General features: G+C 36.3%; 20 protein-coding genes. 9 read left to right on the forward strand and 11 right to left on the reverse strand.

Annotation, left to right across the window (positions count from 1 at the left end):
- The first annotated feature begins 4 nt into the window (after window positions 1–4).
- On the forward strand, window positions 5–85 hold the full coding sequence (locus E3U55_RS17965) for a hypothetical protein (protein WP_407644108.1): 81 nt from the start codon (window positions 5–7) through the stop codon (window positions 83–85).
- Window positions 86–153: 68 nt separating this feature from the next.
- Here the strand turns inward: E3U55_RS17965 and E3U55_RS08400 are convergent, their stop codons facing one another.
- The 3 genes from E3U55_RS08400 to E3U55_RS08410 all read right to left on the reverse strand — a co-directional run bounded on the left by E3U55_RS08400 (window position 154) and on the right by E3U55_RS08410 (window position 2,596).
- Window positions 154–534 carry a carbonic anhydrase gene (locus E3U55_RS08400; protein ID WP_134339997.1) on the reverse strand — a complete coding sequence of 127 codons (381 nt, stop codon included), beginning with the start codon at window positions 532–534 and terminating at the stop codon, window positions 154–156.
- A gap of 65 nt (window positions 535–599) precedes the next feature.
- Window positions 600–1,460: an RNA polymerase sigma-70 factor gene (locus E3U55_RS08405; protein WP_134339998.1), complete on the reverse strand. Its 861-nt coding sequence runs from the start codon at window positions 1,458–1,460 to the stop codon at window positions 600–602.
- Between the two features lie 11 nt (window positions 1,461–1,471).
- Window positions 1,472–2,596: an FAD-dependent oxidoreductase gene (locus E3U55_RS08410; RefSeq protein WP_134339999.1), complete on the reverse strand. Its 1,125-nt coding sequence runs from the start codon at window positions 2,594–2,596 to the stop codon at window positions 1,472–1,474.
- A 191-nt stretch (window positions 2,597–2,787) separates the two neighbouring features.
- Between E3U55_RS08410 and E3U55_RS08415 the strand changes: the two genes are divergently transcribed.
- Window positions 2,788–3,444, forward strand: a complete 657-nt coding sequence (locus E3U55_RS08415) for a type 1 glutamine amidotransferase domain-containing protein (protein WP_134340000.1) — start codon at window positions 2,788–2,790, stop codon at window positions 3,442–3,444.
- 46 nt (window positions 3,445–3,490) lie between these two features.
- On the opposite strand, the gene E3U55_RS08420 is transcribed toward E3U55_RS08415, so the two are convergent.
- Window positions 3,491–4,327, reverse strand: a complete 837-nt coding sequence (locus E3U55_RS08420; protein WP_134340001.1) for a 3D domain-containing protein — start codon at window positions 4,325–4,327, stop codon at window positions 3,491–3,493.
- A gap of 184 nt (window positions 4,328–4,511) precedes the next feature.
- On the opposite strand from E3U55_RS08420, the gene E3U55_RS08425 reads away from it, so the two are divergent.
- Window positions 4,512–5,015, forward strand: coding sequence for a GNAT family N-acetyltransferase (locus tag E3U55_RS08425; RefSeq protein WP_134340002.1), 504 nt, complete (start codon window positions 4,512–4,514; stop codon window positions 5,013–5,015).
- A 31-nt stretch (window positions 5,016–5,046) separates the two neighbouring features.
- Complete coding sequence (locus tag E3U55_RS08430; RefSeq protein WP_134340003.1) at window positions 5,047–6,147, forward strand: mechanosensitive ion channel family protein; 1,101 nt, start codon at window positions 5,047–5,049, stop codon at window positions 6,145–6,147.
- A gap of 27 nt (window positions 6,148–6,174) precedes the next feature.
- Here the strand turns inward: E3U55_RS08430 and E3U55_RS08435 are convergent, their stop codons facing one another.
- The gene (locus E3U55_RS08435) at window positions 6,175–6,672 is read right to left on the reverse strand and encodes a GNAT family N-acetyltransferase (protein ID WP_134340004.1); all 498 of its coding nucleotides are present in this window, start codon (window positions 6,670–6,672) and stop codon (window positions 6,175–6,177) included.
- Window positions 6,673–6,800: 128 nt separating this feature from the next.
- Window positions 6,801–7,145, reverse strand: coding sequence for a DUF3888 domain-containing protein (locus E3U55_RS08440; protein ID WP_134340005.1), 345 nt, complete (start codon window positions 7,143–7,145; stop codon window positions 6,801–6,803).
- 108 nt (window positions 7,146–7,253) lie between these two features.
- On the opposite strand from E3U55_RS08440, the gene E3U55_RS08445 reads away from it, so the two are divergent.
- On the forward strand, window positions 7,254–8,813 hold the full coding sequence (locus E3U55_RS08445) for a catalase (protein WP_134340006.1): 1,560 nt from the start codon (window positions 7,254–7,256) through the stop codon (window positions 8,811–8,813).
- A gap of 47 nt (window positions 8,814–8,860) precedes the next feature.
- On the opposite strand, the gene E3U55_RS08450 is transcribed toward E3U55_RS08445, so the two are convergent.
- The 5 genes from E3U55_RS08450 to E3U55_RS08470 all read right to left on the reverse strand — a co-directional run bounded on the left by E3U55_RS08450 (window position 8,861) and on the right by E3U55_RS08470 (window position 11,284).
- The gene (locus tag E3U55_RS08450) at window positions 8,861–9,121 is read right to left on the reverse strand and encodes a hypothetical protein (RefSeq protein ID WP_134340007.1); all 261 of its coding nucleotides are present in this window, start codon (window positions 9,119–9,121) and stop codon (window positions 8,861–8,863) included.
- 8 nt (window positions 9,122–9,129) lie between these two features.
- A complete protein-coding gene (locus E3U55_RS08455) occupies window positions 9,130–9,582 on the reverse strand; it encodes a DinB family protein (RefSeq protein WP_134340008.1) in 453 nt (150 codons plus the stop codon).
- Between the two features lie 161 nt (window positions 9,583–9,743).
- On the reverse strand, window positions 9,744–9,830 hold the full coding sequence (locus tag E3U55_RS08460; protein ID WP_134340147.1) for a YjcZ family sporulation protein: 87 nt from the start codon (window positions 9,828–9,830) through the stop codon (window positions 9,744–9,746).
- A gap of 370 nt (window positions 9,831–10,200) precedes the next feature.
- Window positions 10,201–10,848, reverse strand: coding sequence for an SDR family oxidoreductase (locus E3U55_RS08465; RefSeq protein ID WP_134340009.1), 648 nt, complete (start codon window positions 10,846–10,848; stop codon window positions 10,201–10,203).
- A gap of 76 nt (window positions 10,849–10,924) precedes the next feature.
- On the reverse strand, window positions 10,925–11,284 hold the full coding sequence (locus E3U55_RS08470; protein ID WP_134340010.1) for a hypothetical protein: 360 nt from the start codon (window positions 11,282–11,284) through the stop codon (window positions 10,925–10,927).
- 107 nt (window positions 11,285–11,391) lie between these two features.
- On the opposite strand from E3U55_RS08470, the gene E3U55_RS08475 reads away from it, so the two are divergent.
- The 4 genes from E3U55_RS08475 to E3U55_RS08490 all read left to right on the forward strand — a co-directional run bounded on the left by E3U55_RS08475 (window position 11,392) and on the right by E3U55_RS08490 (window position 15,456).
- The gene (locus E3U55_RS08475) at window positions 11,392–12,612 is read left to right on the forward strand and encodes an MFS transporter (RefSeq protein ID WP_134340011.1); all 1,221 of its coding nucleotides are present in this window, start codon (window positions 11,392–11,394) and stop codon (window positions 12,610–12,612) included.
- Between the two features lie 96 nt (window positions 12,613–12,708).
- Window positions 12,709–13,191: a PH domain-containing protein gene (locus tag E3U55_RS08480; protein ID WP_134340012.1), complete on the forward strand. Its 483-nt coding sequence runs from the start codon at window positions 12,709–12,711 to the stop codon at window positions 13,189–13,191.
- Window positions 13,181–14,617 (forward strand): PH domain-containing protein, encoded by a 1,437-nt coding sequence (locus E3U55_RS08485; protein WP_134340013.1) that lies wholly within the window; start codon window positions 13,181–13,183, stop codon window positions 14,615–14,617. The genes E3U55_RS08480 and E3U55_RS08485 overlap by 11 nt, the downstream gene beginning before the upstream one ends.
- Before the next feature lie 149 nt (window positions 14,618–14,766).
- Entirely contained in the window at window positions 14,767–15,456 is a 690-nt protein-coding gene (locus tag E3U55_RS08490; protein WP_134340014.1) for a phosphatase PAP2 family protein, read from the forward strand.
- Window positions 15,457–15,498: the final 42 nt, after the last annotated feature.

Genomic DNA, 15,498 nt, shown 5'->3' on the forward strand with positions numbered 1-15,498 from the left:
TTACATGTATTATTACAATTATATACGACCTTTTTCAAAATTAAATTGCCACAGCCCTGTTGAATACAGGACCGTGGCAGCATAGGTGTTTTTTCTTGTCTCATTTCCCTGGGTCAGTTCATTATGACATGTGGGTGCTTTATTTAAGATATATTAATCGACTTGCTCTACTTCCCAGTTTTCGTTTACATATAAACCGATAATCTCAACTTCTAATCCCCAGGTTTGGATTTTCTTCTTAGCTTGATTAATTTGAGCTATTTTTTCCTCTTTATCGATCGGGTTGCCTGCACAATCATGATGGCCTGCAATGGCAACGACCTTTGAGCCATGTTTATGGAAAGAAATCTCTACTTTCTTTTTCATCGATTCAACTTGCTCTTCAGTACCGTCTAAAAGGTATTTGTTTGGACCAGCTTCTGTCACCATATCCACATAATCTACTTGATATTTTTCCTTCATCCAATTAATTACAGGTTCTTGAACTCGTCCGTCCATACAGTTAATTGCTGTTACGAATGTTCCTTGTGCCATTATATTAGCTCCCTTCACTTTTTAATTTTATTATAAACAATTTAACCTAATAATCAATAATTCATTTATTTAGGAAGTTTTTCAGGGTTTAACGTAATATATATTTCTTTAATCTCACCTTCGACTATATAAAAACTTATAATACTTTGAAGATGTCCTTCCAAAAAATTCAGTACGGCCGGCTGTCCATTCACATTCTGAATTTCGTAATAATAATCATCAGGTATTTTCTCCGATAACCCTGAAAAGAATGCTAATACTTTTGGAGATGTACTCACAGGACGAGTGGCAGATTGAACTTTACCACCGCCATCAGAATATAATGTAACTTGATCTGATATAAGTTTTAGCACATCTTCTTTATTTTGAAATTGGACAGAATGAATAAAGCGATTTACAACGCCTTTATTTTGCTCGTAGTTTAACGATTCATGTTCAACTTTGTTTAACTTTTGTTTAGCTCGACTGTAAATCTTTCGACTATTACTTTTGGTCATTTCTATAACTTCTGCAATCTCTTGGTAGGAAAATTCAAAGACTTCTCTTAATATGATTACTGCCCGTTCATTAGGTTTTAAGTTTTCCATCATTCTTAGATAAGCAATGGACAACCCCTCTTTTTGAATGACAATATCTGAAGGGTCATTGTCAGTTGTCTGGTTAATTATTAATGGTTCCGGGTTCCATTCTCCAATGTATTCTTCTCTTCTATATCTAGCAGATTTTAAAAAGTCCAAGCAAAGGTTTGTCATGGTTTTACATAAATACGCCTTTTTATTTTCGACTTTAGTTATATCTACTTCATATATTTTCATATAAGTTTCTTGAATAAGGTCTTCTGTATCAGATATAGTCCCTACCATTCTATACCCTAAAGAAAATAATAGAGGTCTGTAATGTATAAATTCCTCACTACTGATTCTCATGTTCTCCCACCTTACTTTGACAACATCGCCATAGCTGCTTTTTTACCACTATGCACAGCCCCTTCAGATAAAATCGCCAAAGGGGATGCCCAGTCACCAGCTATATAAAGATTAGAGATGGCGGTTTCAGGTGAAGTAAGTTTCGATTCTTCTTCTACTTTGGGCAGGCGATGATTGACCGTGATATTAGGTAAGCAACGACTAGCGATGACAAGCTCCCGCCAACCAGGTTGTATACGATCTAAGAATTCCTCTAACTCTTTTTTCACTTTTCTACTGTCTACTTTTTCATTGGGGTAATGGTATTTTAACACATGTAAGATGTAACTTTTACCATCATATGATAGATCTGCATATTTTGAATGCAATGAAAAATAAAATGGATTGTCTATTCCCATTGCAAATGTCTGTTTAGAGTCAGGTAGATTTTCTAATGCGACATCAAGAGAACCAGCTTTAACTGGAGTAATATCCTCAATTAGATTCTTTAATGGGTTGTCGTCTATCATTTCATTTAAATCATGTGGATTCCCCGTATATAGTACTTGGTTAGCAATGATTCTATCAGAATTTGCTATGTTTATTTCGAACTGACCTTCTTTTTGTTTCCGTATATCTCTAACTGGACTTTGATCTCTAATTTGCAACCCTAATCCACACGCTTGATCAAGTAGTTGATTTACTATGGTCTGCCAGCCTCCATCTACATAAATGATTCCACGCATCACCCTTTGTAAATGAGACACCATTACCTTCGCACTTGCCTCTTTAGGAGCTTCACAATATGTGGCTAAACGCCCCAATATATATAACAGTGATTGGACTTTTTTTAATTTAGTTTTATTTTCAACCCACTCCTGGTAGGTCAACCCTTCTATTTCTTGCATATTTTCAGTATTTAATGTCACCATTATTTGAATCCATTTCAACCGTTCTTTCCAATCTATATAGTTTGATGTAAGCAGCCCTTTAGGTGAGAAAGGAGCAATATAGGATCGTTCACTTTCAATTAATTGGCCATCCGTTTTAGGAGATTTCCCTGAGGTTTGAATACCTAATTCCTGTAGTATAGGTCTAGCGATTCCTTTTTTATAAAAAGCATGAGGACCAAGATTGAAATATTCTCCTCGCTTAATCCTTTATATTCATGACGAGATAGACTGATGAGTTGTGACAACATTAATCAATATATTAAAAATTAATATCAAACTTCTTCATTCTGTTTAAGTGAATATGTGCAGGGAATAATTATATATGCAACACCTACACAATTACTGAGGTGTTTTTACAAACAACCTAAGAATGATAAATCCAGGAGGTATTCTATATGAGTAAAAAAATTCTAATGGTAGTAACCAACCATACTAAAATTACTGATGATCATAAGACCGGTTTATGGCTTGAAGAATTTGCTGTTCCTTATAATGTTTTTAAAGAAAAAAGTTATGACGTGAAAGTGACCAGTGTTAAAGGTGGCGAAGTACCACTTGACCCTAATAGCCTTGAAGACCGTTCTGAGTGGAAAGAGGCAGAGAAAGAATTAGAAAATACAAAGCAACTAACGAAGAAAGATGCTGAAGGTTTCGATGGCATTTTCTTACCTGGTGGACATGGAACTATGTTTGACTTCCCTGATAGTGAAACACTTCAATACGTCTTGCAACAATTCGCAGAAGACGGGAAAGTTATTGGATCAGTTTGTCACGGTCCATCTGGCCTTGTGAATGTCACATATAAAGATGGGACTCCATTGGTTAAAGGTAAAAAAGTATCAGCTTTTACTGACTCCGAGGAGAAAGAAATGCAATTGGATGAGCATATGCCTTTCATGCTAGAAACAAAGCTGCGTAAAAAAGGTGCAAACTTTAAAAACGGAGATAACTGGGAAGACCACTCTGTTAAAGATGGTAACTTAGTTACAGGGCAAAACCCTCAATCCAGTCGCTCCACTGCTGAGAAAGTGGTTGAAGCATTAGAAAGCTAAGCATAGAAAATCCCTTTTCGCAAAAAATCGCGAAAAGGGATTTCTTTTAATCTAGTATTTCTACTTCTACTGTTTTAACGCCCCATTCATAAGCTTCTGCTTTTGTTGGAACGTGTACATCAATTTTATTGCCATTAATGGCACCGCCTGTATCTGCAGCAATCGCTACTCCATAACCTTCAACATAAACTTTTGTGCCTAGTGGAATGATGTTAGGATCTACTGCGATTACTTTCATATTCGGATTAGCATTCAGGTTAATTCCTGTTGCAGTGATGCCTGAGCAACCTGAGCAATCAGCCGTGTAAGCTGTTGCAGTTACCGAGATTGTTTCTCCATCTTCACTTTGATTGTTTGTTTGGCTTGCTTGATGTGCATTATCTTTAGAAGCTGTGTTCTGTTTACTTCTTTGGTTATTGCTTGATACAGCTTTTTCTTCTGAAGAAGCTGAAGTTTGTTGAACTTCTTTAGCCTCTTGTTTTCGTTCTTCTTTAAACTCATTAAAATCTTTTAAAGCATCAAGCGGCAATTGAAGTTCTAAATCTTGTCCAACTAAAATCAAGCTTGAATCCAGGTTATTCCATTCTTTAATTTCTTTTACATCTACTTCTAAGTCACGCGCGAGTTCGCTTAGCGTGTCGCCTTTCATTACTTCTACTTGTTTTTTGTTATCTATTTCAATTTTTTCTCCTGGCATAATGACATAGGAAGATAGATTGTTATTGTCCATTAGATTCTCCGTACTTGTCCCATATTCTTGGGCCAACTCACTTAGACTATCACCTTTTTGAATTTCGTACTCTGCCTCAGCTGATACTGAAGTAGTAAAAGCGAAGCCCGATAATATAATACCACTCGCAAGCGATATGATGGTTTTTCTCATCAGTCATTCCTCCTTATTAACTTGCATGGGCATGGTAACATGTGCCAACCCGCTTTGTGTTTACAGTAAGTTTAAGTGTGGGTAACATATATGACAATTTTCGACGTAGTTTGTAATATTAATAATTACTTTTTTCAAAAAGTGGGTATATAGATTACAAAGATATTTAGAAGGAGTGTTCAAAATGATTATTAGAGAAGCGCTGCTTTCGGATTATAAAGGTATTGCATGGGTGCACGTCGAATCATGGAGATCTAGCTATGAAAATCTAATACCTCCTCATTTAATGGAAGAGCTGGACTGCGAACAACGCGAAGACCTCTGGAAAAAAATACTTCTACATGATAAAGTATGGGTAGTAGAAGATCGAGATCAAATCGTAGGTTTTGTCCATGGTGGATTAACACGTTCGAATAACTATATGGATTACCAAGGTGAAATTTATGCGTTATATATTTTAAGCGGCTATCAAGGCCTCGGCTTGGGCAAAATGCTAATAAGAACTCTTATTGAGGATTTAAGCAAACAAAACATTGCATCACTACTCGTATCAGTTTTTGAAGAAGATTCACAATGCCATTTCTATGAAACATTAGGCGCTGAAAAAATTGACTCTGTAGAAGTTGATTTAGAAGGCCAAAGAGTCAAAGAAGCTGTATATGGGTGGATGTCGTTACCTCAAATTTAAATGTTTTGTTTAATTTGAAAGGGTAATCTGAATGTATTATAACTGGAGATTTTGGGAATACGTAAGTTACGAAAATTGGATAGACATAGGAATTGCACTTGGAATTCTCTTAGCTTTCCATTTATTAAGAAAAGTCTTTGAAAAATTTGTTTTTTATTTTTTAGTTAAAATTTTTAATACAAATAAAACGGACGTATTAAAACAGATTCTTGAAGCTTATGAAAAACCGTTGAGATGGGCATTTGTAATCATTGGTCTTTATTTAGCGGTTGATTATTTCCCATTTTTAAGTGTAGAGAATGAAATCTTTGGAAGGATTATAAGCTCATCCTGGATTATTCTAATCGCTTGGGGACTTTATAATTTATCATCTTCATCATCTTTATTATTCATGAAGCTTAATGATGGCGTTGGCTTTGAAGTGGATCAAATATTAATCCCATTTGTTTCAAAGGCTCTTCGCTTCATTATTATTGCTTTGACTATAAGTGTCATTCTTTCAGAGTTTGATTATAACGTAGGTGGTTTTGTTGCAGGTCTCGGACTTGGGGGACTTGCATTTGCTCTAGCCGCGCAAGAAGTACTAAAAAACTTCTTTGGCGGGGTAGTAATTATAACTGAGAAACCCTTTACTTTAGGTGACTGGATTCAGACTTCAAGTGTTAACGGAATTGTTGAAGATATCTCATTCAGAAGTACAATTATAAGAACGTTTGCTGAAGGATTAGTCACTGTTCCAAACGCTACATTATCTAATGAAGCCATAACGAACTGGAGTAAAATGGGCAAAAGACAAATTACGTTTAATCTTGGTGTGGAATACAACACACCTAAACATAAATTAGAAGAAGTTGTTGAACGAATTAATGAGCTTTTAACCAATCACGAAGATATCCATCAAGAAACGATTTTCGTGACTTTTGATAAATATAATGACAGTAGTTTAGATATATTCTTATATTTCTTTACAAAAACTACTGCTTGGGGAGAGTTCTTAGAAGTTAAGCAGAATATTAATTTTAGAATCATGGAGATTCTAGAAGAAGAAGGTGTATCAGTTGCTTTCCCTTCTCGTACAATTTATTTAGATAACGGTGATACGGCCGTAACAAATAAACCTGAAGAAGAATAAAGAATCGCGGGCATTCCGCGATTCTTTTTATATTAATTTAGCCATATAATATTCATCAACATATTGCTCATCAATATATAATGAATCCTTTTTAACCCCTTCTACTTCAAAACCTACCTTCTTATATAAGTGGAAGGCTGATTCATTATGTTGGATGACCGTGAGTTCTAATCGATGTAAGCCAACCTCTTTAGCCCATTTCTCCATTTCTTGAAACAGTTGCGTGCCAACCCCTTGCCCTGTCGATTGACTTCGAATGCCAATCACTATGTAAGCAGAATGTTTATTTTTGTTAGCTTGACCCCCCATGACTAACAGATAGCCGTGTAATTGATGATCTTCTTCAGCTACAAAAATAGCGAGATTGTTTTGTAGGTTAAAGTAATTAATCATTTTTTCCTGAAGTTCTTTCGAAGTATTTCGTTCACCCGCTTCATACAGCATAAATTCTGACTCTCGTTCAACTTGACTGATTAGATGTGCTAAATTTTCAGCATCATTAATTACAGCTTGTCTTATGTTCAACTTTTCCCCCTCCTGTACAAATTGACTTATTGGTATTATACATGATTGTCCTAGTACATGATTTACGCATATTCTCAGAATTTTACGCATAAAAAACACCACAGAAACTGAGTTCTGTGGATATTCCTCTACTTTTTAACTTCCTCATGTTGATAATCTATAACCGTAACGTCTCCTCCTCGAATATCTAAAACCAACCTGTCCATTCCATAAGGAGGTTCTTGGGCTCCTATATATGTTCTAATATCTATGACTGCTTCATAGCAGCTATCACATTCTTTTGGACTTTTTATTTCAACTAGTTCTTCCTGGTCGTACTGCCTCGTCATACCGTAAAACTTTTCAATTGCCTCTTCAATTGTCGGAGTAAGCAATTCGATAACAATCGCTTCATGTACTTTATTAGTCTCAGCTTGTATGGTACCAAAGCTTAGCAAGCTAACAACAAGAAGACTGCCAATCATTTTCTTCATCCAATCGCTCCTTTATATTCATTAATTACAAAATAGCGTTCCCCTCTTATACATTTTTTATTTTTAGGCGGTAACAATAACACTGAAGTCTGAAAGGAGGACAAAGAATTGAGAGAGCATCCAAAAGACAAAGAAGAAAAACAAGAGTTAACTAATCAACAAGGACACCCTGTAACCGATAACCAAAATACACGATCAGTGGGTGACCGAGGACCATTAGTTCTTGAAAACTATGATTTCCTAGAGAAGATTAGTCACTTTGATCGTGAAAAAATACCTGAACGTATTGTACACGCACGCGGAGCTGGGGCGCATGGCTACTTCGAATCATATGGCGAGGTGAATGGCGAGCCAATATCAAAATACACAAGAGCCAAGGTTTTTGAAAAAGGAAAACGAACACCTGTTTTTGTTCGTTTTTCAACTGTAAACCATGGTAAACACTCGCCTGAAACATTGCGTGATCCTCGAGGGTTTGCCGTCAAATTTTACACAGAAGACGGAAACTGGGATTTAGTTGGGAACAACTTAAAGATTTTCTTTATCCGTGATCCATTAAAGTTCCCAGATTTCGTCCACTCTTTTCAGCCTGATCCTGTCACGAATATCCAAGATCCCGAAAGACAATTTGACTTCATTTGTCAATCACCCGAGGCTACACACATGATTACGTTTCTATTCTCACCTTGGGGTATTCCGGCAAATTATCGTCACATGCAAGGGTCTGGTGTACACGCCTATCGCTGGATTAATAAAGAAGGAAATGCTGTGTTAGTAAAATACCACTGGGAGCCTGTGCAAGGTATTAAAAACTTATCACAAAAAGAAGCTGATAAAATTCAAGGCATGAACTTTAACCACGCGACGCAGGATCTTTATGATGCTATTGAAGATGGTAACTACCCTGAATGGGAGCTATACGTTCAAATCATGGAAGAGGGTGAGCGTGAGCATCCAGAGCTTGATTTTGACCCACTGGATCCCACCAAACTTTGGTACAAGGATCAATTTCCTTGGCATAAGGTCGGGAAAATGGTGTTAAATAAAAATCCAGACAATTTCCATGCCGAGGTTGAACAATCAGCATTTGGAACGGGTGTTTTAGTGGATGGGTTAGATTTTTCTGATGATAAGCTCCTTCAAGGGCGCACTTATTCTTACTCTGACACACAACGTTATCGCGTAGGTCCAAATTACTTACAATTACCGATTAATAGTCCAATTAAGCGAGTAGCAACCAATCAAAATGGAGGCTTAATGGATTATCGAATGGATTATGCTGAGGAGAAAAATCCTCACATAAATTATGAACCTTCATTAATTAATGGTTTAAAAGAAACGAAAAACCCAGGTACGGAACATACGCCACACGTCGAAGGACATATTGTTCGCCAACCTATTGAAAGACAAAACAACTACGGACAGGCTGGTGAAACCTATCGCCGCTTAAACGATTGGGAACGTGAAGAACTAATTAATAACCTAGTTGGAGCTTTATCTCAATGTCGTAAACCTATTCAAGATAAAATGATTGAACATTTTACACAAGCAGATAAAGATTATGGTCGTCGAGTAAAAGAAGGACTTGAACAAATAAAACCTATGGATAAAACGGATGAAGCCGTGCACGAGGCCGATGAGATGGGTCATGTATCAGACCCTTATTAATGAGGAAACCCTGCTGAATAAACAGCAGGGTTAACTTTTTTATGACTTCAAAACAACTTTCTTATATCCTCTAAATCCTGAAGAATCTGTTGTACCTCACTTTGGTTTAACTGAACTAATAACTGATCATTCAAAGACAGAATTTGACCGCCATCTTCATCTTGATGCGCTAGTAAATAATCATGGATGAGGCCTAATTCATTCTCATTGACTGTAGATTCTGTCGTTAAATTTTTTATTTCTTTTATTAAAAATTCTTGGCGGCTCGAATCAAATTCTCCTGAAATCAATTGGCCTTCAACATTCATGTAACCACCTACTTAAAATATGGAATACCTTGTAGTCCTAGCATACGTGCATATAAAAAAAGCTGACCCTTATGATGAATTTCATGCTCGTACATTGCCTGTAAATATTCGAATTTGGTGCCTTGTAAATTTGGGAGTTCAGCCTGATTTTGTTCTTCCAATTCTTCATTTGAAATCTCTTCAAGCACTTGTTTAGTTTCTTCAGTCAAATCTTTAACCTTTTCCCTCACCTCTTTAGCCGTTTCAAACTCAGGCATATCTGGTGCTTCGTATGTCTCTGTCTTTACCATTTTTGCGAACATTAACCCTGTAGTTGAAATATGCAAAGCCATTACACCTAAAGGCATCGCTTCATCCCAAGGCTTATAATAAATTTGCTCACCATCTACTAATTCAAGTAACTTCTCTAACTTTTCTCTATGATTTAACCAATCAGATAAAAATTTTTGAACGTTAGGCATCAGCTTCACCCCTTATTTACTTGCGATATTTATTATCTGTTTTACATTAGTTTTCTATCCACCAATTTAATTTTAAAAAATGATTACATTATAAAAAAGAGGTGTCACCACCTCTTCTTTATTTAAAACTTATTTTTTATTAACCACATTGGCTTCTTACTTTAGCAGTAGAAAGATGCACCAACAATAATTAAAAGAATAAATAGTACAACGATTAACACGAAGCTATCGTTATATCCTCCACCCATAAGGAGCACCTCCTTTTATGATTATATTTCATTCTATGTAAAAGTTTAGCCTGTGGGTGGGCAAGTGCCAGAATAAAAAATATAAATTGTTATGTGCTTACAATAGTTGCGCTGTTATACTTTAAAGTTGATAAAGCACAGAAAGAAATTGTAATTAATATTATGTGTTCTACGTAGAGCGAAAGGCGGTGACTCCTGCGGGAAAAGCGCGAGCCGAAAATCACGCAAAACGAACGGGAGTGAGTTTTGGGAAGTTGAGGCCGTGCCCGCGGAAAGCTTCCGCCTGTAGCGATTCGTAGAATCATCAATAAACTTTAACTGCACAAATAATAAGCACCCTAACCAAGTTGATTAGGATGCTATTTTTGTCTTATAATTTTTTTAGTGCTTCTTTTACTGATTCCTCACCAGAAAGCAAATCAAAGCCACGATTGAATGTTTGTTCTTCATTTATTGATGCAACTAATACACGTGCTACATCTTCACGAGGGACCGTTGCTCGTTCAGGCAAGTTTTCGGCCACTCTTATTTTTCCAGTACCTTCTTCATTCAGTAAACCACCTGGTCTGACAATCGTATGGTTTAATGAGCTTTGAACTAATGCTATATCTGCGTAATGTTTAGCTACATAGTAATGGCAAATCTTTTCATTCCAGTTCTCACGATTATGTGCTTGTAACGCACTAACCATTAAGAAGCGCTTCACACCTGCTTTTTCAGCAGCTTCTACCATTTTTACTGCCCCATCCAAATCGATGAGTAACGTTTTATCTGCTCCTGTTTTGCCGCCAGAACCTGCTGCGAAAATAACAGCATCACAACCATCAGCAGCCTGAGTGAGTTGATCAACAGGACCTTCTAAATCTGCTAATACAGCTTCTATTCCTTTTTCTTTAAATTCATTAAGCTGATCTTCTTTACGAACCATTGCTCTTACATGATGTTCATCACTTTCTTGCAACATCTCTGTTGCTTGCTTTCCTATTTGTCCATTTGCTCCTACAACTAAAACTTTCACCATATCAGCTCCTTTATAAAATAGAACCTAATTAAAAGTATTTCATAAAAGAAACGGCGTATCAAAGAACTTGTTTTTAACTATATATCATCACTGGACCAAACAAATCAACAAAAAGTATGACATATATTATGACTCCCAAGACTAATAACATTTGAATGATTAATAATCCTCTAAACACTTTTAATTTTTTTATTCTATAGTATAAAGTCATGGAAATAATAGCTAAAGTTAAAATAATTGAAACTAAAAGGTTATTAATGATAGTTAAAAAGCTGTAGACCATTGGAATAAACGCTAACACATAAAATATACCCAACATTGATTCCTTAGCCTTATTAAAGTCCTTTCTAAAAATATTAACCAAAAGCTTTGTCACAAAAATGATTAGAAATAAACATAAGATATAAGGAAGAAAAATTATAAATGATTCCATAAGAAACCCTCCTAAATAGTAATATCGACAAAAGTATAAACACCTTTACTGACAACGCATTTTATTAACCTTATAATGAAACGGTAGTTCATAAAGGAGTTATCAAGATGGCATTTCAGACACAAATAGGAATAAAACAAAACATCATTCAATTTACATTACTCGTATTCATTAATTTATTTGTTGGTTTCATGGTCGGTATAGAGCGAACGGTTTTGCCGATCATTGGTGAAGACATTTTCGGCCTGGCTTCAGCAAGCGCTGCTTTATCATTTATTGTGAGCTTTGGTTTTTCTAAAGCGATTATGAACTTTTTTGCTGGTGGACTTGCTGATCGTATAGGAAGACGACAAGTTTTATTAATCGGTTGGGGAATTGGGCTTTTAGTACCTCTTCTCGTTATATTCGCTCAAGCTTGGTGGGTGATTGTTTTTGCTAATGTTTTACTAGGTGTTAACCAAGGTCTCACGTGGTCGATGACACTTAATATGAAAATTGATTTAGCAAAGGGGAACCAACGTGGGATTGCAGTTGGATTTAATGAATTTGCGGGTTACCTCGGTGTTGGGGTGATGGCTGCCATTTCTGGTTATGTTGCGTCTCAAACATCACTTCGACCTGAACCATTTTACATTGGGATTGGCATCGTTATTGTTGGATTTATCCTTTCATTATTTGCTCAAGACACTGATAAGCACGTTCAAGCCCAAGCGAAACAACATAATGGTGATGAAAAAGAAGATTTTGATGCTAAAGAAGTGTTCAAGAAAACTACTTATAAAGATAGAGAGTTATCTACCCTTACTTTTGCCGGACTTACTACCAATTTAAAGGATGGTATGGCTTGGGGGTTGTTCCCTGTTTTCTTAACAGCTGGCGGATTAACTGTCGGGCAGGTTGGAACTGTTGTAGCTGTTTATCCTGCAGCATGGGGTGTTTTTCAGCTGGTTACAGGTATATGGAGTGACCGAATTGGTCGGAAGGGATTAATCGTTAGCGGTATGTTTGTTCAAGCTTTATCATTATGGATGTTTGTACTGGTGGACACTTATGTCCTCTGGTTAGTAGCCGCTGTTTTACTAGGAATTGGGACAGCCATGGTCTATCCTACAATTATTGCAGGAGTTGGTGATGCCTCTCACCCGAAATGGCGCGCTACCTCATTAGGCTATTACCGCTTTTGGCGAGATAGTGGTTATGCATTTGGCGCACTGTTTGCAGGATTATTCACAGACTTATTTGATGTCGAATGGGCCATTGGTTTAGTTGCTGTTTTGCCTTTATTAGCAGGATTAAGAGCCATACGAATGAAAGAAACAATGAAGTAATTAAAAGCACTCCGCGTTTTTTAACGCGAGTGCTTTTTTGGGTAATTTTGTTATAATGAAGTAGTTCATTTTGTACATAAAAAGGAGAGAACTATCATGCGACAGCCTCCAAAACATAGAATTGCTGAAGAAGCGATAAAGGCCTGGAGATTAACAGCTTTTCTATTTTTGTTTATACCTATCGCAATCACCATCGGGGCGTTTATTTTAGAACATTTTGTTGACTTTATATCCATATGGATTCCTATTATTTTAATTATCGTTACAATCATTGATGTCATCGTAACACCTTTTGTGATCCCTAAGTTACGTTGGCGTAGGTGGAAATACGAGATTTTAGATCAAGAGATTTACATACAACATGGAATACTCATCGTCACTCAAAGCGTCATTCCTATGGCCCGAGTACAACATGTGGACACGAAGCAAGGTCTTATTTTATCAAACTATCAATTAGCGACTCTTACTATTACAACGGCTGCCACTACCCACGAGATTCCAGCCTTACGTGAAGAAGAAGCAGCTAATTTAAGAGATTTAATTTCTGAGTTAGCAAGGGTGGAACAAGATGATGTCTAATCCTAAACACTTACACCCTCTATCTATTATTTTCACGTTATTTAAAGCTTATAAAAATGCTTTTTACGGTTTATTACCGATTATTGTACTCGCCATAGGTGATGGGTTTTTAGGGTGGACAATTTTAGGCTTGGGTGTTCTAACTATTGCTTTTATCATATATGCATTGATCAGTTGGCGTCGCTTTTCTTATGAAGTTGATTCAGAACAGTTACACATTCAAAAAGGTATTTTGATAAAGAAAAATCGATATATTTCTAAGCATCGTATTCAATCTATTGACCTGTCTCAGAGTATTATTCACCGCCCTTTTGGACTTACGAAAGTCGACATTGAAACGGCTGGTAGTGACAAGGATGTGGATGCAAATTTAAGTGCAGTTACGATGACTGAGGGGAGACATATTCAAGATGTACTCAAAGGAATGAAACAACAAACGGCGGTTTTTGATGAAAGTAAAGAACTATCTAATGAACCACATCGATTAGTTTCCAATCGTGAATTGTTAATTGCTGGAGCCACCTCTGGCAGTATCGGGGTAATTCTTGGTTTATTTGGATTATTATTTAGTCAGCTTGAAAATTTGATTCCCAATCAATTATTTAATGCGACCACAACTTGGTTATTTTCCCAGGCGTTAGAAACAATTGTATTTCTTGTTCTTCTAATTGTGCTTAGTTTATGGCTTTTGGGAATATTAGGTGTTTTTATTAAATATGGCCAATTTAAAATCATTCGTTACGATAAAGAGCTATTTATTACTAGAGGACTACTAGAGAAAAAACAAATGACTATTCCTTTAAAAAGAATTCAAGCTGTTGGTATTGAAGAGAGTTTAACCAGGCAGCCCTTTGGTTTAGCTACCGTATACGTGGTTATTGCAGGTGGAGAAATTGGTCAAACGGCTGATACTCACACATTGCTATTTCCAGTATTAAAAAAGTCTAAAATCCAACTGTTTCTAAACCGAATTTTGCCTGAATATGCAGATGTGACTAATGACATTCACCCTGTTCCAAAACGGTCTATTCCTTATTATTTATTAAGATCACTCATTCTTCCAACATTGATTGTCGTTGGATCATCATTATTCTTTATTCCGAGTGTATGGATATATATGATGACCTTAATTTTACTGGCTATTATTTTGGGACTATTAAACCATCGTGATGCAGGCTATAACTTAGACCAAAAGTTTTTAACTATTCGTTTTCGAAGATTTACTAAAGAGACAGTCATTATTCCCAGTAAACGGATTCAGGCGATAGAAACTAAACACCATTTCTTACATCACAAACAAAACCTAAAAACTTTCAAGGTATCTATATTAAGCAAAATGTCAGGTCGCCATCTGTGGGTTAAAGAATTAGATTCCGATAGCAATGATGAGATTTATGACTGGTTCCAAGGTGATGCACAAACCTGACTTAGTCTGATGCACATTAACAGGACTTAGATATTCTAAGTCCTGTTTTTTGGGGATAAAATTCAAACTAAAACTTTTAAATACGAGTTTTTAAAGGACAATATTAGGGAAAACGTACTATTACAAAGGAAAAAGGAGCTACCACAAATATGTTAAATACACTTAAATCAATCCCTGCTAGAACTTATATTTTAATTTTACTCGCACTATTGATAATTGGTGGAGGATTTTATTTTTTTACTGAATTAGGTGAGACAGTCCTAGAGGAAGAAAAATTCAAGATTGACCTATGGGCATCAAACTTTTTCAATGACATTTCATCCCCTGAACTGATCACATTCTTTGGATGGGTGACAGAACTTGGTTCAGTATGGGCGTTAACAGTGGGCTCCTTCATAATGGTCGGGATTTTATGGTATTTTTATAATCGATATAAATGGAGAATTGTCTATTTTGCCATTGCAATGATTGGGGTTTCCGCTTTGGTTACAGGTTTGAAAGCAGCTTTTAGCCGCAAACGCCCTAACATAATCGAACAATACGACGGGACAGGATATAGCTTTCCAAGTGGGCACTCAACCGCGCCAGTAGTGTTTTACGGATTTATTATTTACTTAGTTATGCGAAGCCGATTTAATAAAATAGCAAAATGGTTAATCAATGTGTTGTTGATGTTATTGATATTAGCCATTGCAGTAAGCCGACTTCCGCTCGGGGTTCATTACTTTACAGATGTTTTGGGAGGATTGAGTCTCGGGCTTATTTGGCTTGTTAGTTGTATATCAATTCTGGAAATTACCTTATGGCACACAAATAAGAAAACAAAAAAGGAGATATAAAATCACTGCCCCTTGTAGATATATTGGGTGAAAATAAAATCC

The organism is Filobacillus milosensis, assembly GCF_004402015.1.
GTDB lineage: Bacteria > Bacillota > Bacilli > Bacillales > Alkalibacillaceae > Filobacillus > Filobacillus milosensis.